Origin of the sequence: Streptomonospora wellingtoniae (assembly GCF_031845375.1) — a bacterium.
In the GTDB taxonomy this organism is placed as follows: domain Bacteria; phylum Actinomycetota; class Actinomycetes; order Streptosporangiales; family Streptosporangiaceae; genus Streptomonospora; species Streptomonospora wellingtoniae.
This window is the reverse complement of sequence record NZ_JAVREK010000003.1, coordinates 88,813-108,553: the sequence shown is the minus strand read 5'-3', so window position 1 is coordinate 108,553 and position 19,741 is coordinate 88,813. Positions and strand designations below refer to the sequence as shown.

Annotated in this window: 17 protein-coding genes and 1 riboswitch; of the genes, 10 read left to right on the top strand and 7 right to left on the bottom strand. The window is 74.1% G+C overall.

Going from position 1 to position 19,741, the window contains the following annotated elements; all coding sequences use genetic code 11:
• Positions 1 to 44 precede the first annotated feature (44 nt).
• Both RM446_RS04020 and RM446_RS04015 read left to right on the top strand, forming a co-directional pair.
• Positions 45 to 485, top strand: coding sequence for an NfeD family protein (locus RM446_RS04020; RefSeq protein WP_311543715.1), 441 nt, complete (start codon positions 45 to 47; stop codon positions 483 to 485).
• Positions 486 to 555: 70 nt separating this feature from the next.
• Positions 556 to 1,656 (top strand): SPFH domain-containing protein, encoded by a 1,101-nt coding sequence (locus RM446_RS04015; protein ID WP_311543714.1) that lies wholly within the window; start codon positions 556 to 558, stop codon positions 1,654 to 1,656.
• A 41-nt stretch (positions 1,657 to 1,697) separates the two neighbouring features.
• Here RM446_RS04015 and RM446_RS04010 read toward each other — a convergent pair whose 3' ends face one another.
• Both RM446_RS04010 and RM446_RS04005 read right to left on the bottom strand, forming a co-directional pair.
• Entirely contained in the window at positions 1,698 to 2,663 is a 966-nt protein-coding gene (locus RM446_RS04010; RefSeq protein WP_311543713.1) for a quinone oxidoreductase family protein, read from the bottom strand.
• A gap of 223 nt (positions 2,664 to 2,886) precedes the next feature.
• Positions 2,887 to 4,128: an MFS transporter gene (locus tag RM446_RS04005; RefSeq protein WP_311543712.1), complete on the bottom strand. Its 1,242-nt coding sequence runs from the start codon at positions 4,126 to 4,128 to the stop codon at positions 2,887 to 2,889.
• Between the two features lie 200 nt (positions 4,129 to 4,328).
• Here RM446_RS04005 and RM446_RS04000 point away from each other — a divergent pair, with 200 nt between their 5' ends.
• Entirely contained in the window at positions 4,329 to 5,312 is a 984-nt protein-coding gene (locus RM446_RS04000) for a LysR family transcriptional regulator (RefSeq protein ID WP_311543711.1), read from the top strand.
• 66 nt (positions 5,313 to 5,378) lie between these two features.
• Here RM446_RS04000 and RM446_RS03995 read toward each other — a convergent pair whose 3' ends face one another.
• Both RM446_RS03995 and RM446_RS03990 read right to left on the bottom strand, forming a co-directional pair.
• The gene (locus RM446_RS03995; protein WP_311543710.1) at positions 5,379 to 6,287 is read right to left on the bottom strand and encodes an IS5 family transposase; all 909 of its coding nucleotides are present in this window, start codon (positions 6,285 to 6,287) and stop codon (positions 5,379 to 5,381) included.
• A gap of 116 nt (positions 6,288 to 6,403) precedes the next feature.
• The gene (locus RM446_RS03990; protein ID WP_311543709.1) at positions 6,404 to 8,425 is read right to left on the bottom strand and encodes a serine/threonine-protein kinase; all 2,022 of its coding nucleotides are present in this window, start codon (positions 8,423 to 8,425) and stop codon (positions 6,404 to 6,406) included.
• Between the two features lie 261 nt (positions 8,426 to 8,686).
• On the opposite strand from RM446_RS03990, the gene RM446_RS03985 reads away from it, so the two are divergent.
• Positions 8,687 to 8,956, top strand: a complete 270-nt coding sequence (locus tag RM446_RS03985; protein WP_311543708.1) for a DUF6504 family protein — start codon at positions 8,687 to 8,689, stop codon at positions 8,954 to 8,956.
• A gap of 46 nt (positions 8,957 to 9,002) precedes the next feature.
• On the opposite strand, the gene RM446_RS03980 is transcribed toward RM446_RS03985, so the two are convergent.
• The gene (locus RM446_RS03980; protein WP_311543707.1) at positions 9,003 to 10,505 is read right to left on the bottom strand and encodes an amidase; all 1,503 of its coding nucleotides are present in this window, start codon (positions 10,503 to 10,505) and stop codon (positions 9,003 to 9,005) included.
• Positions 10,506 to 10,704: 199 nt separating this feature from the next.
• Positions 10,705 to 10,836: riboswitch (cobalamin riboswitch) on the top strand.
• 56 nt (positions 10,837 to 10,892) lie between these two features.
• On the opposite strand from RM446_RS03980, the gene RM446_RS03975 reads away from it, so the two are divergent.
• From RM446_RS03975 to RM446_RS03965, 3 genes are all read left to right on the top strand, one after another.
• Positions 10,893 to 13,022: a putative cobaltochelatase gene (locus RM446_RS03975; protein ID WP_311543706.1), complete on the top strand. Its 2,130-nt coding sequence runs from the start codon at positions 10,893 to 10,895 to the stop codon at positions 13,020 to 13,022.
• 169 nt (positions 13,023 to 13,191) lie between these two features.
• A complete protein-coding gene (gene cobO / locus RM446_RS03970) occupies positions 13,192 to 13,794 on the top strand; it encodes a cob(I)yrinic acid a,c-diamide adenosyltransferase (RefSeq protein WP_311543705.1) in 603 nt (200 codons plus the stop codon).
• A gap of 165 nt (positions 13,795 to 13,959) precedes the next feature.
• Positions 13,960 to 14,382, top strand: coding sequence for a nuclear transport factor 2 family protein (locus tag RM446_RS03965; protein ID WP_311543704.1), 423 nt, complete (start codon positions 13,960 to 13,962; stop codon positions 14,380 to 14,382).
• 166 nt (positions 14,383 to 14,548) lie between these two features.
• On the opposite strand, the gene RM446_RS03960 is transcribed toward RM446_RS03965, so the two are convergent.
• Both RM446_RS03960 and RM446_RS03955 read right to left on the bottom strand, forming a co-directional pair.
• A complete protein-coding gene (locus RM446_RS03960; RefSeq protein WP_398694404.1) occupies positions 14,549 to 15,142 on the bottom strand; it encodes a GNAT family N-acetyltransferase in 594 nt (197 codons plus the stop codon).
• Positions 15,139 to 16,518 (bottom strand): cobyrinate a,c-diamide synthase, encoded by a 1,380-nt coding sequence (locus RM446_RS03955; protein WP_311543939.1) that lies wholly within the window; start codon positions 16,516 to 16,518, stop codon positions 15,139 to 15,141. The genes RM446_RS03960 and RM446_RS03955 overlap by 4 nt, the downstream gene beginning before the upstream one ends.
• A gap of 281 nt (positions 16,519 to 16,799) precedes the next feature.
• Between RM446_RS03955 and cobI the strand changes: the two genes are divergently transcribed.
• From cobI to RM446_RS03940, 3 genes are read left to right on the top strand one after another with little or no spacing between them, the layout of a single operon-like run.
• The gene (gene cobI, locus RM446_RS03950; protein ID WP_311543703.1) at positions 16,800 to 17,543 is read left to right on the top strand and encodes a precorrin-2 C(20)-methyltransferase; all 744 of its coding nucleotides are present in this window, start codon (positions 16,800 to 16,802) and stop codon (positions 17,541 to 17,543) included.
• A 40-nt stretch (positions 17,544 to 17,583) separates the two neighbouring features.
• On the top strand, positions 17,584 to 18,441 hold the full coding sequence (gene cobM / locus RM446_RS03945) for a precorrin-4 C(11)-methyltransferase (protein WP_311543702.1): 858 nt from the start codon (positions 17,584 to 17,586) through the stop codon (positions 18,439 to 18,441).
• A 19-nt stretch (positions 18,442 to 18,460) separates the two neighbouring features.
• Positions 18,461 to 19,654 carry a cobalt-precorrin-5B (C(1))-methyltransferase gene (locus RM446_RS03940; RefSeq protein ID WP_311543701.1) on the top strand — a complete coding sequence of 398 codons (1,194 nt, stop codon included), beginning with the start codon at positions 18,461 to 18,463 and terminating at the stop codon, positions 19,652 to 19,654.
• Positions 19,655 to 19,741: the final 87 nt, after the last annotated feature.

Genomic DNA, 19,741 nt, shown 5'->3' with positions numbered 1-19,741 from the left:
GGTACGTTGAGACCAAGCCGCGCTCGGACGGGAGGTCGGTACCGATGCCGTTTTGGGTCCTCTGGCTGATCGCGGCCGCCGCCTTGGGCGTGGCTGAGGTCTTCACCCTCACTCTGGCGCTGGGCCTGCTGGCGGTCGCCGCGCTGATCGCCGGAGTCGTGGGCGCCATCGGCATGGGGTTCGCGACGCAGGTCGCGGCCTTCATCATCGCTTCGGCCGCCGGACTGCTGGTGGTCCGGCCCATCGCCAAGCGCCACCTGCGGCAGCCGCCCCCGCTGCGTTCGGGTACCGCCCGCCTGGTGGGCCAGTCGGCCGTGGTGGTCGACGAGGTCACCGGCGAGCACGGCCGCGTCAAGCTCTCCGGTGAGGAGTGGTCGGCCCGCTGCATCGACGAGGACACCGTGATCCCGCCCGGAACGCGGGTCGACGTCATGGAGATCGACGGCGCGACGGCGGTCGTCTACCCCAGAGAAGCGCTGCCGTGAACGCGCCGGGCAGCGCGCCGTGCCTCACTGCCCGCTCGGCTCCGTCCACACAGGCACCCGGGAGGTCGCCATGGGGATCGACATCCTCTTCATCGTCATCGCCGTCCTGGTCGTACTCGCCGTAATTTCGACCGTGCGGATCGTCCCGCAGGCGCGCGCCTACAACATCGAGCGGTTCGGCCGCTACCAGCGCACCCTGCAGCCGGGCCTGAACTTCATCATCCCGGTCGTCGACCGCGTCAACACCAAGTACGACCTGCGTGAACAGGTCTTCTCCTCCAAGCCGCAGCCGGTGATCACCGAGGACAACCTCGTCGTCAACATCGACACGGTCCTCTACTACCAGATCACCGATCCGCGGGCCGCCGCCTACGAGGTCGCCAACTACCTGGCCGCCATCGACCAGCTCACCGTGACCACGCTGCGCAACGTCATCGGCGGCATGGACCTGGAGCGGACGCTGACCTCGCGCGAGGAGATCAACTCCATGCTGCGAGGCGTCCTCGACGACGCGACCGGCAAGTGGGGCATCCGGGTCAACCGGGTCGAAATCAAGGCCATCGACCCGCCGCCCTCCATCAAGGAGGCGATGGAGAAGCAGATGCGCGCCGAGCGCGACAAGCGCGCCGTCGTGCTGCACGCCGAGGGTGAGCGCCAGTCGCGCATCCTCACCGCCGAGGGCGCGCGCCAGCAGGCCATCCTGGAGGCCCAGGGCGACCAGCAGGCGCGTATCCTGCGGGCCGACGGCGAGGCCCAGTCGATCGAGCTCGTCTTCAAGGCCGTGCACGCCAACAACGCCGACCCCAAGCTGCTCGCCTACAAGTACCTGGAGACTCTGCCGCACCTGGCCAACGGTGAGGGCAACACCTTCTGGGTCATTCCCGGCGAGCTCAGCCAGGCGGTGCAGAACGTCTCCAAGGCCTTCTCCGCCGACGCCGGCGCTGCCGCGCCGACCGGCTCCGCCGAGGAGGACTCGGAGGCCGAAGGCGTCCAGGGCGGCGAGGCGCCCGGCGAGCTGACCACCGGGCAGCGCCGCGAGACCCCGACCGAGGCCGCCGGCCACGCCGCCGAGATCGCCGCTCAGGCGGTGGCGAGCGCGCGCGAGGAGGCCGCGGCTGCAGCGGGTGCCGCCGGCCCCGTGCCCGAACCGCGCCCGCGCGACCAGGAGTAGTCCCAGCTGGGGACCGCCCGCACCGGGTGGCCCCCAGCGGATCAGACCAGCAGCAGCTTGCCGGTGGTGCGCCGGGCCGCGAGGTCCTCGTGCGCGCGTGCCGCCTCCTCCAGCGCGTAGCGCCCGCCGACGCGCACGTCCAGCCGCCCGGAGGCGACGAGCCCGTACACGTCCGAGGCGCGCTCCAGAAGTTCCTCGCGCGAGGCCACGTAGTGCGCGAGGCTCGGCCGGGTCAGAAAGACCGAGCCGGCGGTGTTCAGCCGCTGCGGGTCCACGGGCGCCACGGCGCCGCTGGCCTGGCCGAACAGCGCGAGTACACCGCGGTGGCGCAGCGACTCCAGGCTCGCGTCGAAGGTGTCGGCGCCGACCCCGTCGTAGACGGCCGCGACTCCGCGGTCGCCCGTCAGCTCGCGGACCGCGGGCGCCACCTCGCGGCGGGTGTAGTCGACGACCTCGTCGGCGCCGGCCTCGCGGGCGAGCGCCTGCTTGGCCTCGGTCGATGCGGTGCCGATCACGGTCGCGCCGCGCGCTTTGGCCATCTGGACGAGCAGCAGCCCGGTGCCGCCCGCGGCGGCGTGCACGAGCACCGTGTCGCCCGGCTGCACGGCGTAGGTGGAGTGGGTCAGGTAGTGGGCGGTCATGCCCTGCAGCAGTGTCGCTGCGGCCTGCTCGGCGCTGACGCCGTCGGGAACGGGCACGACCCGCTGGGCCGGGACCGCCGCGCGGTCGGCGTAGCCGCCCGGCAGCATCGCCCAGGCCACCCGGTCGCCGGGGGCGAACCCGGTGACGCCGGCGCCCACCGCCGCGACACGGCCGGCCGCCTCGACGCCGGGGGTGAAGGGCGTGGAGACCGAGTAGGCGCCGCTGCGCTGGTAGACGTCGATGAAGTTGACCCCGCGGGCCTCGACGTCGATCAGCACCTCGCCGGAGGCCGGCTCGGGTTCGGGGGTCTCGGTGAGGCGCATGACCTCGGGGCCGCCCTGCTCTTCGATGACGATGGCGCGCATGCCTGACCTCTCCCGGTCGCCTGTGGTGCGGGTGTCCTCCGGGCGGCGACGAGGGCCGCCCGCGCCCCCACCCTAGGTGCCGGAGGTCGGCCGGTCCGACGCCGGTGCCGGGGTGCGGGCAGCGGGCGGTCCGCCGGTTCGGAGGGCCGGGAGGCCGGCGTCGCGGGAGGCCGGCCGATTCCGCGTCCGGGCGTGCGCGCGGGGGAGGGCGCGCTGCGGCGGTTCATGCGGCCGAGGCTTCGTCGGCGGGCGCGACGGGTGCGGGGGCGGACAGGTTGGCCCGTGCGGGCAGCAGGAGCGGTGTGGCGAGCAGGAGGACGCCGGAGGCGGTGATCGCGGCGAGCGGGCTGGTGAGCGTGGCGAGGACGCCCCAGGTCACCATGAGGGCGGCCTGGAGGAGCCTGCTGCTGACCGTCCATGCGCTGAGGACCCGGGCGGCACGGTCCGCGGGAGTGCGGTGCAGGCGTTCCGCGGCGCAGATCGGGGTGAAGACTCCCATGGACGTGATCAGCAGGCTCTCGACGAGGATCACTGTGAGGAGCCCGGTAAGGCCTGGATGGACGAACGCGAGACCGAGCGGGAAGAGCGATCGCAGCCACCCGGAGACGGCCATGACCCGGTACCGGCCGTAGCGCTGCACGAGGCGTGCGGACAGGCGCGCGCCCGCGAATCCGCCGAGCGCCGGGATGCCGAAGGCGAGACCGTACTGCCAGGCCGGCATGCGGTACTCGCCCAGCAGGAGGACGGCCAGGAGCGGGGAGGCGGCCGTGATCAGCCCGCCGACCAGGATCGAGTTGAGGAACAGGCGCCGCAGTGCGGGGTCTCCGAGGATGAGCCGCCAGCCGCCGAGGACCTCGGCCCTGCGCAGTCCGGTGGCCGGATCGCGGGGTGCCGCGACGTCGCCTCCGCGGATTCGCAGGATCCCCAGGGCGGACAGCAGGAAGCCCCCGGCGGCGGCCGTGACCGTGACGACCGGGCCGAACAGGGCGATGAGCGCGCCGCCGAGGGGAGGTCCGACTGCGGTCGCCATCCACCGCGTGCCCTCGAACCTCCCGTTCGCGGCGAGGAGGCGGTCACCGCGGACGAGGTGCTTCAGGTACGCGCCCGACGCGGCGGTGAAGGCGATGCCCGCTGTGCCGCTGAGTACCGCGACGACGACCAGGTGGGGGTAGGACAGCACACCGAGGACATAGGCGACGGGGACACTCGCCATCGCGAGGAACCGCGCCAGGTCCATGGCGACCATCACCGGACGCTTGGGCCGGCGGTCGACCCACGGTCCGAGCGGGAAGGCGGCGACCGCCGCGACGGCGAGTCCGGACGCCTCCAGCAGCGACACCTCGAACGGCGACGAGTCCAGCACACGCACCGCGATGAGCGGGAACGCGCCGAATGCGATCCACGTGCCGTACGTGCTGACGGCGTAAGCCGACCACAGCCGGCCGAGGCCTGCCCCCGCTTCCACCCGCACACGACTCCCTCGCCACAACCGCTGTTCGAGTCCCTGAATCACATCGGATCCACGGCAGCGGGATCAAACAACCTCCTTCCGGTGGTCCACAACGATCGGTTGTGGCCCCAAGCGTCGTGATGGCGGTTCACCCGGCCGATGCACCGCCGGGCCCGCACGACGGGGCGCCCCCGTCGGCGACTTAGGCTGGACCGGTGGATACCGAGGCCGTGCGATCCTTCGTCCGGGCGGCCGAGCTCGGACAACTGCAGCACGCGGCCGACGAGCAGGGCGTGACACAGCAGGCGGTCTCGAAGCGGATCGCCGCCGTGGAGCGCGAGCTCGGCGTCCGCCTGTTCATCCGGACTCCGCGCGGGGTCGAACCGACGCTCGACGGCCAGGCGTTCCTCCCGCATGCGCGGAGCATCGTCGCGGGCGTCGACCGCGCGGTCACCGCGGTCGGGCCGGGCTCGCGGGCCCTTCGGATCGACGTCCTCGGTCTGCGAAGCGCGCAGGCCGTCGTACTGCACGACTACTGGCGCTCGCATCCCGAGACCGACCTCGACGTGGTGACCCTCAGGGTCGACGACCCCCACACCGCGGCCTCCGCCGTCCAAGCGGGCGATGTCGACGCCGCGTTCCGCACCGTCACCGACCCGGCCACCCTGCCGCGCGGCGTCCGGATGATCCACGCCTTCGACTCACCGCTGCAGCTCCTCGTCGGCCCGCGGCATCCGCTCGCCTCCGCACGCACACTGACCCCCCACCGGTTGCGCGGGCACCGCGTCTGGATGCCGGGCATCGTGCCCCGCAGCGAATGGGCGGAGTTCTACGATCAGCTCGCCGCAGCATTCGGTCTCCGCATCGACGCGGCCGGCCCGAACTTCGGCAACGAGGTGCTGCTCGATACACTCGCCGATTCCGCGGACGTGGCCACCTTCGTCGGCGCGCGCGACCGGTACATCTGGCCGACCAGCTACGACCTGCGCCGCATCCCGCTCGTGGACCCGGTGCCCGCTTATCCGCTTTCCCTCATGCTGCCCGCAGCGGATCCGCACCCGGGCCTTGGGGCGGTCATCGACCACCTCGAAGGCCTGGCGCCGATCCCGGACGGCGCCTGGCTCCCCTCCTGGGCGACGGCGCCGCGCCGCCGCGACCGGGCGCCGTCCGCGCACCTGCGCACCGGCACGACGCGCTGACCCCCGCAGCCGAGCCGAGCCGCGTCGTACCGCCGCCGATGCCGGGCGGCCGGACCTAGGCCCTGTTTAAGAAGGTGTCGCTGCGAGGTCCCGCAACCATATGTCGATCACTGCGACCTGGATCGTGGCCTCGTAGCGCAGGGCAAGCTTGTCGAAGCGGGTGGCCGCCGCGCGGAACTGCTTGAGCCGCCCGATCCCGCACTCCACGGCATGGCGCTGCTTATAGGCCTCCCGGTCCACCCTCGGCGGCCGGCCGCCCGCCGACCCCTTCGCCTTGCGATGGCACCCCTGATCGCGGGGCTCGGCGATGGTCGCCGAGATCTTCCGCCGCCGCAGGTAGGCCCGGTTGGCCCGCGAGGAGTAGGCCTTGTCGGCCAACACCCGCTCAGGCCGGATACGCGGGCGCCCCGGCCCGGTGCGGGCCACACGGATGCGCTCCAGAACCCGCGCGAACTGCGGGCTGTCGCCGCGCTGGCCGGCTGTCAGGACCACCGACAGCGGTTTGCGGTGCTGCTCGCCGGCCAGGTGGAGCTTGGTGGAGAACCCACCGCGCGAACGCCCCAGAGCGTGGTCGCCGGGTTCGTCGCCGGGCGGCTCGGCCTGGCGGCCGGGACTGCGGCGCGCCCCGGCGGCGTGCGGGTGGGCACGACAGGTCGTGGAGTCGACTGCCACCGTCCAGCCGATGAGCCCGGCGGCATCGGACCAGCCCCGCAGCTTGGCCGCGATCAGCGCCCAGATCCCGGCGCGCTGCCAGCTCCGCAGCAGGTGGTAGACCGACTGCCAGTGGCCGTAGCGTTCGGGAACGTCGCGCCAGGGCACACCGGCGCGGGTGCGCCAGCGGATGCCGTCCAGCAGTTGGCGCCGTGTCCATGTCGGCGGCCTCCCGCCTCCGGGACGCGGGGGCAGCAGCGGTTGCAGGACCCGCCACTGCTTGTCGGTGAGGTCTTTGCGTCCTCCGATCGGTACCCTGGCCACCGAGGTCTCCGTGTATGTGGGCTGCTTGGTCGTTGTCCCATTTACCGGAGACCTCGCTTGTGCGCAGTCCCGACATGCCGGGCAGCCCCGATCAACCCGGGCTTTTTGAACAGGACCTAGGCGTCGCCGCCGGAGCCGGCCGAATTCAGCCGCTCCACCTCGAAGCGGTGGAACCCGGCCATCGGCGTGTCGGTCTCGCTGCCGCGCCGCTTGACGGTGACTCCCGTTCCGCCCGGCTTTCCGCCCGCGAGCGGCTGGTCGTCGGTCGCCTCCAGGACGTGCGCGCCGTTGACCCACAGGTCGACCGCCAGAGTTCCCGCGTCCGCGTCGTACTCGCACGCCATGGCCAGCGTGTTGGTCACGGTCTCGCCGCCGCCGCCGTCGGTGCCGTTGCGCATGGGCAGCTTGTTCGGGGGCTGGGCGAAGCCGTCGACGTCGTCCGTGGTGGCCATCGCCGCCTCTCCGGAGTCGCCGCCGACGCGTCGGATCTGCGCGCTGCCGCCGTCGAACCGCACCAGGCCCTCATAGTGGGTCACCACCTCGTCGTCCTCGGTGCTGCGGTGGAAGCACCGGACGCCGTGCTCGCTGTAGGCGGGGCCGGCCAGCGCCTCGGCCTCGGCCTCGACCAGGACGGCCTCGGGGTAGGTGCCGGTGTAGGGAGCGAAGGAGCCGACACTGCCGTTGTCGTCGTTGTACTCCGATACGCGCAGGATCAGGCCGTGTTCGGCGTGGTAGGCGTACTCGAGGAACTCGTCCTCGGGGTCGTAGTCGTCGGACTCCCAGGCGCTGCTCGCGAAGTCGTCCTGGTATATCAGGGTGCCCTCGGGAGGTCCGCCGCCCAGCAGGAGCACAGAGCCGACCGCGCCGCCGGCGACCAGCAGCAGCACGCCCGCGATGGCGCCGATGAGCAGTCCGGTGCGGCCCTTGCCGCGCGTGGGAGCGTCGGGCTGCTGCGGGCCCGATCCCGGTCCGTACGGCGGCTGCGGGCCGGAGGGGTGGCCGTAGGGCTGCTCCGGCGGGCCGGGCGGGGGATGGCCGCCCGGAGGCGCGTGTCCCGGGGCGCCCTGGCCGTAGGAGGTTTGGGGGCCCGACGCGGGCCGCCCCGGTGGCGGCGGCGCGGTTCCGGTATAGGGCTGAGTGCTCGGCGGTCGGGCGGGGGACTCTGGCGCGAATGCCCGCGTCGACGGCTCGGTCGGGGCCTCGGCGGATCCGGCCGCGGCCCCGGCGCCCGCCGTTCCGGCGGCCCCCACGACGGAGGGCGGGGTCCAGCACTCGACGACGGTGCTGTCGACGATGGCCTCGGCCGGGTCGTCCTGGCCCACGAGCATGCTCAGCAGATGCTGGGCGGTGGGGCGGTTGCCGGGGTCCTTGTCCAACGCGCTGCGGACCAGGTCGCACAGGCGCGGGTCGAGCCCCTCCAGGTCGGCCTCGCCGGAGCTGATCAGGTGCAGCACGGCCGGCACCGTCTGGGCGTCGAAGGGGGCCTTGCCGATACCGGCGTAGGCCACCAGGCAGCCCCACGAGAAGATGTCGGATGCGGGCGTGATCCGGCCGCCGGCGATCAGCTCGGGAGCCAGGTAGGACGGCGTGCCCATCAGCTGGCTGGAACGGGTGACCGCGCTCTCGTCGTCCATCGCGCGGGCGATGCCGAAGTCGATGACCTTGGGCCCCACTGCCGACAGCAGTACGTTGCCCGGCTTGAGGTCGCGGTGGATGACGCCGGCGCGGTGGATGGCGGTCAGCGCCGCCGCGACGCCCAGGGCCAGGCTCTCCAGCGTGCCGCCGTTCATGGGGCCGTCGGCGCTGACGGCCTGGGCGAGGTTGGGGCCGGGCACGTACTCGGAGACGATGAACAGGGGGTCGCCGTCCAGGCGGGCGTCGAGCACACCGGCGGTGGAGAACCGCGCAACCTTGCGGGCGGACTCGACCTCGCGCGCGAAGCGGCGGCGGAAGTCCGGGGCGTCGGTGAGGTCGGGGTGGATCAGTTTGACGGCCACCAGCCGTTCGGCGGTGTCGCGGGCGAGGTAGACGGTGCCCATGCCGCCGCGCCCCAGCCTGCCCTCGATCCGGTAGTCGCCGAGCTGGTGGGGGTCGCCGGTGCGGAGGGGTTTGGCGCGCTCGTGCCCGTTGTCCGTCACAGTGCTGCATTCCTTAGGCCGGCAGGCGATTCGGGGGTCTCAGCGTACAGATGCCCCGGACAGGGCGTGTCGGGGCGGAGATCGCGCGACTTCGCCGAGTTGGGGCAAGTGTTCCTGATCTTAGACAGGGCGCGGCGCGTCGTGGTTCCGAGGGCGTGCAGGATCGGCTAGTCTTAGTACATACGTTCGAATTCGCCTGTCCTTCCCCGCAGGCCGAGGCCGCCCGATCGAGGGCGCCGCCGTTAGAGGGGAGTGTCGCCAGTGGGTCACGTCTACGGTGTGCCGGTCGCGGTCACCGAGCACGAGGGGCGGCCGGTGCGCTTCGTATGGGAGCACCGGGTCTACAACGTCCGCCACATCGTCGACCACTGGGTCACCCTGCGCGCCGACTGGTCGCCCGAGGTGCAGGAGCATCTGCCCCAGCGCGTCCACTGGCGGGTCGAAGCCGGCTCCTCCGGCGCCCTGGGCGTCTACGAGCTGCGGCACGACTCCGCCACGGACCGGTGGCTGCTGGCGCGCGTCTGGGACTGAGCCCGCGCCTGGCCGCATCCGGCGGCGGTTGACGCGGCCTCCCGGCCTACAGGTGCGGTCGGCGTCGGCCGTGGCCGGTGGCGCGCTCGAAGGCGCGGCCGATCTCCAGCACGCGCCGGTCGGCCCGGTGAGGCCCGACGATCTGCAGGCCCACCGGCAGCCCGCCCGGCGTGAACCCGCCGGGCACGGCCAGTGCCGGGCATCCGGTGACGGTGATGTGGTAGCAGGAGCGCATCCAGTCGAGGTAGGTCCGCTGCTCGGCGCCGTCGATGTCGGTCGGGTACTCCAGGTCCGCGTCGAAGGGCGTCACCTGGCTCACCGGCAGTAGCAGTGCGTCGTAGCGCTCGAAGAACCCGCGCACCCGGTGGTAGATGCGGGTGCGCTCCAGCTCGGCGCGCGCCACGTCGGCGCCCGAGAGCTTGCGGCCCTCGTCGATGTTCCAGGCCAGGCTGGGCTTGATCCGCGAGCGCTCGCGGTCCAGCAGCGGCCCCAGCGTCGCCTCGAACTGCCAGGCCCGCAGCGTGCGGAAGACGTCGTCGGCGCCGGAGAGGTCGGGGGCGTCCTCGGCGATCTCGCAGCCCAAGCCGGAGAAGGCCTCCAGCGCGGGCGCCAGCGCCTGTGCCACCGCCCGCTCGCAGGGCGCCGATCCGCCGAGGTCCGGCGACCACGCCAGGCGCAGCCCGCGCAAGCCGGCCTCCAGCGGCGGTGCCAGCGCCGATCCCGGTTCGTCGAGGGCGACGGGACTGCGCGGGTCGGGGCCGGCGATCACCGACAGCAGCAGCGCGGCGTCGTCGACCTCCCGGGCCATGGGGCCCTGCACCGACAACTGCGACCAGCCCAGCGGTGCGGGGTGCTGCGGCACCCGACCCGGCGACGGCCGCAGCCCCACCACGTTGTTGAACGAGGCGGGGTTGCGCAGCGACCCGCCCATGTCCGAGCCGTCGGCCAGCACGTGCATGCCCGCCGCGAGCGCCGCGGCCGCGCCGCCGCTGCTGCCGCCCGCCGAACGCGCGGTGTCGTAGGGGTTGCGGGTCAGCCCGAACACGGGGTTGAAGGTGTGCGACCCGGCGGCGAACTCGGGGGCGTTGGTCTTGCCGATGGTGATCGCCCCGGCCGCGCGCATGCGCGCCACCACCAGCTCGTCGCGGTCGGGCACGTGATCGGCGAAAACCGGCGAGCCGAAGGTGGTGCGAACGCCCGCGGCCTCGTGGGTGTCCTTGTGCGCCACCGGCAGGCCGTGCAGCGGCGGGGGTTCGCCGCCCGCGGCCAGCAGTTCGTCGGCGGCGCGCGCCTCGTCCATGGCGCGCTCGCCGCACAGGGTCACCACGGCGTTGACGGCCGGATTCAGCGCCTCGACGCGTTCCAGGTGCGCGGCCACCACCTCCCGGGCGGAGACCTCGCGTGCGCGCAGCATCCGCGCGAGCTCGCGGGCCGGTCGGCTGGTGATGTCGGCGGTCTCGTCGTCGCGCATCGCGGTGGGGCCCTCCGGGTGGTCTGGTGCCGCCCCGCAGGCCGGGCCGGGCGGGCGCTGGTGTCCGGGTGCGACCATCCCATCCCGATCGGGGCGCCGCCGCAAGGGTGATCGTCGCCGGAGCGCCGCCCCTCGGGCGGGCGGATCTCGCCGAGACCCGCTGCGCTGAGCGGCGGCGGAGGCGATGGAGGCCGGACGGGGGCGGTGTGAGACTCTTGTTGGCGGTGCCGACGCCGGGCGTACCCGGCCGGGAGCGTCCCGGCCGCGCCGCGGCGCGCAGGAACCCGGTGTGAATCCGGGACGGTCCCGCCACTGTGACCAGGGAGCGGCCCCGCAACGAGCGCCACTGCCGGAACCCCCTCCGGTGGGAAGGCGGCGGGCGAGCGGTGATCTGGAAGTCAGGAGACTGCGCGGCACCGGGCAAGACCCCTATGGGCGTGGACTCCCGAGGAAGGACTGGCCTGCGTGAGCGCTCCTGCTCGCTACCCCTTCAGCGCGGTCGTCGGCATGGACGACCTGAAGCTCGCGCTGCTGATCAACGCCGTGTCCCCGGACGTGGGCGGCGTCTTGGTCCGCGGTGAGAAAGGCACCGCCAAGTCGACCGTGGTGCGCGCCCTCGCGGCGCTGCTGCCCGACCTCGACGTCGTGCAGGGCTGCCGCTTCGGCTGCGACCCCGCCGCCCCCGACCCCCAGTGCCCCGACGGCCCGCACGCCGACTCCGAGGTGCCCGGTGAGCGTCCCGCCCGCCTCGTCGAACTTCCGGTGGGCGCCAGCGAGGACCGGCTGGTGGGCTCGCTGGACATCGAGCGGGCGCTGACCGAAGGCGTCAAAGCCTTCGAGCCCGGCCTGCTCGCCGAGGCGCACCGCGGCGTCCTCTACGTGGACGAGGTCAACCTGCTGCACGACCACCTCGTCGACCTGCTGCTGGACGCCGCAGCCATGGGCACCTCACACGTCGAGCGCGAAGGCGTCTCGGTGCGCCACGCCGCGCACTTCCTCCTCGTGGGCACGATGAACCCCGAAGAAGGGGAACTGCGGCCGCAGCTGCTCGACCGCTTCGGCCTGACCGTGGAGGTCGCCGCCACCCGCGACCCGCAGCTGCGCGCGGACGTGGTACGCCGCAGGCTCGCGTTCGAGGCCGACCCCGAGGGCTTCGCCGCAGGCTATGCCCGGGACGAGGCCGAGCTCGCGGGCCGTATCCTGGCCGCCCGCAAGCGGCTGCCGGGAGTCGTGCTCACCGACGCCGCGCTGCGGCAGGTGACGGCGGTCTGCGCGGCCTTCGACGTCGACGGCCTGCGCGCCGACATCGTCACCGCGCGTGCCGCCATGGCGCTGGCCGCCTGGCGCGACCACAACGAGGTGACCCCCGAGGACGTGCGCGACGCCGCCCGCCTGGCGCTGCCGCACCGGCGCAGGCGCGACCCCTTCGACGCCCCCGACTTGGACGAGGACCGGCTGCAGGAGGCGCTGGACCAGGCGGGTGATGCGGACCCAAAAGACCCGGGTGAGTCCGGCGGCCCCTCCGACGCGACGGGCGGCGGAGGCGGTGGCACCGAGGCACGGGCCCCGGACTCCGATTCATCGGCGGAGGATTCCTCCGAACCGTCGGGCGAGGACGAGGCCCCGGGCCGGCAGGACTCCGGCCCCGACTCCGGCGAGGCGCCCGGCGGCGAAGCCGGGCCCTCCCCCTCCGCCCCCCGGCCGGCGGGCTCCGGCGGCGCCGAAGACGACCCCGGCGACGAGCAGTCCCCGCCTCGTCCGCAGGACCCGGGCCGGGGACCGCAGGCGGAGGCCGGCGAGACCTACCGGCCGCGCCTGTTCAGCCTCGACGGCGTCGGCGAGGGCGCGCCCGGCCGCCGCTCCCGGGCCGAGACGCCCTTCGGCCGCACGTCGGGGGCGCGCGTGCCCCGCTCGGGGGTGCGCGGCCTGCACCTGACCGCGACCCTGCGCGCGGCGGCTCCTTACCAGCGCGCCCGCGGCCGCACCGGCCCGGGCCTGGTCGTGCGCCCCGGCGACCTGCGCGAGACCGTGCGCGAAGGCCGCGAAGGCAATCTCGTGCTGTTCTGCGTGGACGCCAGCGGTTCCATGGCCGCCCGGCAGCGGATGCGCGCCGTCAAGGGCGCCGTGCTGAGCCTGCTGCTGGACGCCTACCAGCGCCGCGACAAGGTCGGCCTGGTCACCTTCCGCGGCACCGGCGCCCAGGTGGAGCTGCCGCCGACCTCGTCCGTGGAGGCGGGTGCGCGCAGGCTGGGCGAGCTGCGCACCGGTGGCCGCACTCCCCTCGCGGCGGGGCTGGCGCGCTCGGCCGAGGTGCTGCGCGTGGAGCGGCTGCGCGACGCCGGCCGCCGGGCGCTGCTCGTGGTGGTGACCGACGGGCGCGCCACCCGCGGCGGTCTCGACGAGGCGTTGCGCGCCGGCGCGCGGATCGGCGCCCGAGGAGTGCACGGCATCGTCGTCGACTGCGAGTCGGGGCCGGTGCGCCTGGGCCTGGCCGAGCGGCTGGCCGCCGAGATGGGCGGAGAGTCGGTGCGCCTGGAGGAGTTGGGCGCCGACGCGCTGAGCGGCCTGGTGCGGTCCACCCGCCGCGCCGCCTGAGGGCGGCCGGGCGGGCGCGCGGCGCGCGAAGGGCGCCCGAGGCAGTGCACCGGAGGGCGGCCGGCCGTCCGCAGCCGCGTTCCCGCCGACGCCCGGGGCACCCGGCACCAACACCCGGCGCACCGCAGAACGCGAGAAGAAGCCCGAGAACCGAGGAGAAGAGACCGACATGCCGCAGGGCAAACCCGCTTACGTGCCCGAAGACGGACTGACCACGCGCCAGCGCCGCAACCGTCCGCTGCTCATCGTGCACACCGGGCCCGGCAAGGGGAAGTCGACCGCCGCGTTCGGGCTCGCCACCCGCGGCTGGTCGCAGGGCTGGGACATCGGCGTGTTCCAGTTCGTCAAGTCGGCCAAGTGGCGCATCGGCGAGGAGCGCGCGCTGCGTGTCCTCGGTGAGTCGGGCGAAGGCGGCCGGGTCGACTGGAACAAGATGGGCGAGGGCTGGTCGTGGATCCAGCGGCGCGGCACCGAGGAGGACCACGCCGCTGACGCCGCGGAGGGATGGGCCCAGATCAAGCGCGACCTGGCCGCCGAGACCTACGGGCTCTACGTGCTCGACGAGTTCACCTACCCGATGAAGTGGGGATGGGTCGACGTGGACGACGTGGTCGAGACCCTGGCGCAGCGCGGCGGCCACCAGCACGTGGTCGTCACCGGCCGCGACGCCGACCCCCGGCTGCGGGAGGCGGCCGACCTCGTCACCGAGATGACCAAGGTCAAGCACCCCATGGACGCCGGTCAGAAGGGGCAGCGCGGCATCGAGTGGTGAGACCCGCCGCCCCGCGGTGAGCCGCGCCGCCCTGCCGCGCGCCGTCCCGGAGGCGGCCGCAAGGTGCCGGGAACCCGGTGGTGGCCCACGCCTGCTCGCGGGCTATTCTCGGCCGGACCGGGGCGGGACACCGGTCCCACCCGCCGGCAACGCAGAGGAGGCGCCGTGGACGCGGCCGCAAACAGGGAACTGCTGGAGAAGGCCTATGCGGCCCTGGCCGAGGGGGACACCGGGCCGTGGGCGGCCTGTCTGCACGAGGACGTGGTCTGGACGGTCATCGGCACCTCACCGTGGTCGGGTACCTACAACGGCAGGCAGGCCGTGCTGACCGAGCTTCTCGGCCCCCTGCAGGCGCAACTCGCGCCCGACGCCAAGGTCACGCCGCGCGCCTTCACCGCCGAGGGCGACCGTGTCGTCGTCGAGGCCGCCGGCCCGGGCAACAGGACCGCGACCGGCCGCGCCTACGAGAACGAGTACTGCTGGGTCTTCCGGATGGAGAAGGGCCGGGCGGTGCAGGTCAAGGAGTACTCCGACACCGAGCTGATGGCTGCGGTCCTGGGCGCCCCCGGCGAACCGCCGCCCGCTTGACAGACTGCCGACTAACCGTCCGAACCCCGTCGATCTTGTAGCTATCGTGAAGGAAAGCGATTGCCATTTGCGATGGCTACAAGATCGACGATGATGCGGCGCGTGCAGACGTGTGGCTGCCCGGTCGCCGATGGTCTGAGCGGCCGTCGCCCGGGGCGCCGCTGGGCTAGGCGGTGCCCCCCGGGCCGAGATCGGCCGGGATGAGGCTGTAGACCGCCAGGTCGGCACGGCCCTCGTGCAGCGGCATCGCGTTGCGTTCGGTCCCCTCGTAGGTGAACCCCGCCTTCTCGGCCACCCGCCGCGACGCGGTGTTGCCTGCGGCGGCCTTCAGCTCCACCCGCTCGAACCGCTGGTCGGCCAGAGCCCACCGCGACACGGCCACCACCGCCTCGGTCGCCAGCCCGCGTCCCCGCGCCCCCGGGCCCAGCCAGTAACCGACCTCGGTGGAGCCGGCGCGCCACATGGTGCGGTTCAGACCCACCGCGCCGGCGAAGGCGCCGGTCTCGGCATCGACGACCGCCCACTGCTGGCCGTCGCCGCTCACGCGGGCATGCGGCGCGGCCACCAGGCACCAGTGCTCCGCGTCGGCGCGGGTGTAGGCCTTTCCGGGGCGCGGCATGGGCAGCCAGCGCTGCACCCCGGGGTCGGCCGCGCCGTGGAAGACGGCGTCGACGTCGTCGCCGGTGTGCGCCCGCAGCACGAGCCTTTCGGTGCACAGCACCACCGACGGCATGAGCGGCGTCTCTTCGGCGCCGGTCACTCGGCCACCCCCTCGCTGTAGGCACGCGCGGCCGCCAGGAACCGCTCGGCGATCGCGGGTCGGCCGGCCCAATGCACGTGCAGGTAGGAAGCGCTGATGCTGCCAGAGCCGTAGCCCTCGCCGCCACCGGATTCCCACTGCCAGGCCGGCCGCGGTCCGGACCGCGGTTCGACCATCGTGCGGTGGAACTCGTGGCCGCGCACGCGGGCGCCCCGGTGCGCGAGCACCGTATCGGCCACGGCCACGGCCGAGCGGTAGCCCAGGGTGAGGGAGCCCGTCATCGCGGCGTCGGCGGGCAGCACGCCGCACATCGGCGCGCCGTCGAGGCTGCGGGAGAGGTAGAGCAGTCCGGCGCACTCGGCGGCCACGGGCGCGCCGCGCGCGGCGAGGCCGGCCACGGCGCCGCGCAGCGCGGCGTTGGCCGACAATTCGGCGGCGTGCACCTCCGGGAACCCGCCGCCGACGATGAGCGCATCGGCCCCCTCGGGCAGCGCCTCCTCACGCAGCGGGTCCACGGTGTGCACCTCGGCGCCCCCGGCGCGCAGCAGTTCCGCCTGCTCGCTGTAGCCGAAGGTGAAGGCGGCACCGCCGAAGACGGCGATCCGCGGAGGGCGCTGCAGAGCCGCCTCCCGCGGCGGCCGCAGCTGCGCCTGCGGGTCCCACGGCTCGTCCGGCAGCGCGGGAGCTGCGCTGGCGACGGCGCGCACCGCCTCCAGGTCACAGGAGGAGGACACCAGCTCGCCCAGCTCCCGTACGGCGCGCCGGGCCTCACCGGCCCGCTCGGCGGCGGGGATCAGACCGAGGTGGCGCGAGGGAGTGTGCACCTCCTCGCGGCGCCGGATCGCGCCCAGCACAGCGGCGCCTGCGTCCTCCAGCGCGGCGCGCAGGATGCGCTCGTGGCGCTCGGAGCCCACCCGGTTGAGGATCACTCCGGCGATGCGCACCCGCGGGTCGTAGGTACAGAACCCGTGCACCAGCGCTGCGACGGAGCGCGCGCTGCGCGAGGCGTCGACCACCAGGACCACCGGCGCGCCCAGCAGGGCGGCCACGTGGGCGGTGGAGCCCGCGTCCCCCGGCCCGGCGAAGCCCGCGGAGTCGGCGGCGCCGTCGAACAGGCCCATCACGCCCTCGACCACGGCGATGTCGGCGCCCGCCGCACCGTGCAGGAGCAGCGGCGCGACGCGCTCCTCGCCGCACAGCACCGGGTCGAGGTTGCGCGGGGGGCGCCCGGTGGCGATCGCGTGGTAGCCGGGATCGATGTAGTCGGGGCCCACCTTGTGCCCGGAGACCCGGTCGCCGCGCGCCGCCAGCGCGGCCATGAGGCCGGTGGCGACGGTGGTCTTGCCGCTGCTCGACGACGGGGCCGCGATCACCACTCGCGGTAGCACGGGCACGCGCTTCCTCCTCCTCGTTTCCGGGACCGCCGGGGTGCCGCCGACCAGGCACCGGTGTGGCCATGCTAGGGCCGTCGGCGGCCGCATCCGGCGCGCCTCCCCTGGTCGCGGCTCCGGCGCAGACCGGTCCCGGACGAGGGGCGGCGGGGGCCGCACCGATACGCTTGCCCCGGCCCCCGCCTGCGCAGCGGCCGCAGCGAAGCGGCGCGCAGCGCGCCCGCGCGGCGGAGGGCGCGCAGCGCAGTCGACGAGGAAGCGGCGGTATGGGAACGGGCGGACGGCTGGTCGGGGTCGGAGTGGGGCCGGGCGACCCCGAGCTGGTGACGGTCAAGGCGGTGCGGCGCATGCGCGAGGCCGACGCCGTGATCGTCCCGGTGCTGGCCGGCGGCGACCCCGGGCGCGCCGAGGCCACCGTGCGGGCCCACGTCGACGCCTCCCGCATCGAACGCGCCGTCTTCGCGCTCAACGACCGGCACGGCCTCAGCGACCGGCGGGTGCGCGCCTGGGACGAGGCGGCCCGCACGGTCCTGCGGCACTTCGGCGAGGGCAGGGCCACCGTGGCCTTCGCCACCATCGGCGACCCCAACGTCTACTCCACCTTCACCTACCTGGCGCAGACGGTGCGCGAGGCGGCGCCCGACACCGAGGTGGAGACCGTACCCGGCGTCACCGCCATGCAGGACCTCGCCGCGCGGTCCGGGCGGGTGCTGGTCGAAGGCTCCGAACCCCTCACTCTGCTGCCGTTCACCGGCGGCGCGGAGCGGCTGCGCTCGGCACTGGACTCCGACGCCACCGTGGTGGCCTACAAGTTCGGCCGGTTCGCGCCGCAGGTCGCCGAGGCCGTGCGCGATGCGGGCCGCGGCGAAGACGCGGTCTACGGCGCCCGGCTCGGCCTGCCCGATGAGGAGATCGCCCCTCTGGACAAACTGGAGAGCGACGGCCTGCCCTACCTGTCCACCCTCATCGCGCCCGCACGCCGCGAATCCGGGCGCGGCGGGAAGCTGTGAGCCCGGACCCCCGGCCCGAGCCCCGACCCACGAAAGGTGCGTGAACGACGGCATGGCCAGCCAGTACACCAGTGAGCACAGCGGCGGAGCGACGAGCGGGACCGTCGTGTTCGTCGGTGCCGGTCCCGGCGCCGCGGACCTGCTCACCGTCCGCGCTGCGCGCGCCATCGGCGAGGCCGACGTGGTGATCTGGGCTGCCAGTCTGGTGCATGAGGACGTGCTCGAGCACGCCGGTCCGGGCGCCGAGATCGTCGACTCGGCCAAGCTGCCGATGGAGGGCGTGCTGCCCTACTACCGCCGCGCCGCCGAGGAGGGCCTGCGCATCGCCCGCATCCACTCCGGCGACCCGGCTCTGTGGGGCGCCATGCAGGAGCAGGTCGAGGCCTGCGCGGAGCTCGGTCTGGAGGTCGAGGTGATCCCGGGCGTGTCCGCGTTCAGCGCGGTCGCCGCGATCGCACAGCGCGAGCTGACCGTGCCGGAGGTCGCCCAGTCGGTCATCCTGACCCGCCTGGGCGGCGGCAAGACCCCCATGCCCGAGGGCGAGGAGGTCCGCGAGTTCGCCCGGCACGGCACCACGATGGCGCTGTTCCTTTCGGCGGCGCGCTCGGGGCGGCTCCAGGAGGAGCTTGTCGAGGGCGGCTACCCGCCCGAGACGCCCTGTGTCGTCGCCTACCAGGCCACCTGGCCCGAAGAGCTGGTGGTGCACTGCGAGCTGGGCGAGTTGGAGGCAACCGTCAAGGAGCACCGGCTGTGGAAGCACACCCTGGTGCTGGTGGGTCCCGCCCTCAACGCCGGCGGGACCCGGTCGCACCTGTACCACCCGGGCCACTTCCACACCCACCGCCGGGCCGACCGCGAGGCGCGCCGCCGACTGCGCGAGGCGCGCCGAGGCGCATAGAACCGGGGAGCAGAGAGACGTGACCGACAGTCCGCGGCGCGGGCGCGACGCCGAAGCGAGGCCCGCGCCCGGCGCCCACGAGCAGCCGCAACCGCGCGAACCCGACCTCCCGCGCACCATGAAGGTGCGGCAGAAGGCGCTGCGCACCGGCTGGACCACGGGGACGTGCGCGTCGGCGGCCGCCAAGGCGGCCGCGTCGGCGCTGGCCACCGGCGAGCCGGTCGAGGTCGTCGAGGTGGCGCTGCCCTCGGGGCGGCGCGTGACCTTCGCGACCGACCGCTGCGGGCTGACCGCGTCGGACCGGGCCGAGGCCGTGGTGGTCAAGGACGCGGGCGACGACCCCGACGCCACCGACGGCGCCCACATCACCGCGACGGTCACCCGGCGCGGCGATCCCGGCCTCGAACTGGACGGCGGCGTGGGGGTCGGCGTCGTCACCCGGCCCGGTCTGGGGCTGGAGCTGGGCGGTCCCGCCATCAACCCGGTGCCGGCGCAGATGATCGAGCAGGCCGTGGGCGAGGTCGGCGACACCGCCGCAGCGGGTCTGCGCGTGGTCATCAGCGTCCCCGAGGGCGAGAGGATGGCGCGCAAGACCACCAACGCCCGGCTGGGCATCATCGGCGGGATCTCCATCCTGGGCACCACCGGCGTCGTGCGGCCGTTCTCCACCGCGTCCTGGCGCGCCAGCGTCGAGCAGGCGGTGTCGGTGATGGCCGCGCAGGGGGAGGACACCCTCGTGCTCTGCACCGGCGGGCGCACGGAGAAGGGCGCCATGCTGCGCCACCCGGGCCTGCCGCAGGTGTGCTTCGTCGAGGTCGGTGACTTCACCGGCGCCGCGCTGCGCCGCGCGGTCGAGTACGGGCTTGAGCGCGTGTCCTTCGTCGGGATGGCGGGCAAGCTCACCAAGCTGGCCTCCGGCGTGCTGATGACCCACTACACCCGCTCCAAGGTCTCCACCGAGCTGCTCGGGACCGTCACCCGCCACGTCGGTGGGGGAGAGGACGTCGCCGCCGAGGTCGACGCCGCCAACACCGGCCGCCACGCCTACGAGATCTGGGAGGGGGCCGGGCTGCTGGAAGCCGCCGGGAACGAGCTGTGCCGGCGTGTCGCCGAAGTCCTCACCCGCTTCACCGAGGGAGCTGTGGAGGTGGACGTCGCCATGGTCGACTTCACCGGACAGCACGTGGTCGCCGCCGTCCCGGAGGCGCCGTGACCGGCCGGGACGCCGACGGCGCCCGCCCGGCGCGGGCCAGGGCGGCCGAGGGAGGGCCGGTCGGGGCCGGCGCGACCGGCGGTGCCG

Coding starts and splice junctions, on each gene's coding strand:
- RM446_RS04020 (WP_311543715.1), top strand. CDS start 45: ATGCCGTTTTGGGTCCTCTGGCTGATCGCGGCCGCCGCCTTGGGCGTG.
- RM446_RS04015 (WP_311543714.1), top strand. CDS start 556: ATGGGGATCGACATCCTCTTCATCGTCATCGCCGTCCTGGTCGTACTC.
- RM446_RS04010 (WP_311543713.1), bottom strand. CDS start 2,663: ATGCGCGCCATCGTCATCGAAGAGCAGGGCGGCCCCGAGGTCATGCGC.
- RM446_RS03980 (WP_311543707.1), bottom strand. CDS start 10,505: ATGGTCGCACCCGGACACCAGCGCCCGCCCGGCCCGGCCTGCGGGGCG.
- cobO (WP_311543705.1), top strand. CDS start 13,192: ATGCCGCAGGGCAAACCCGCTTACGTGCCCGAAGACGGACTGACCACG.
- cobI (WP_311543703.1), top strand. CDS start 16,800: ATGGGAACGGGCGGACGGCTGGTCGGGGTCGGAGTGGGGCCGGGCGAC.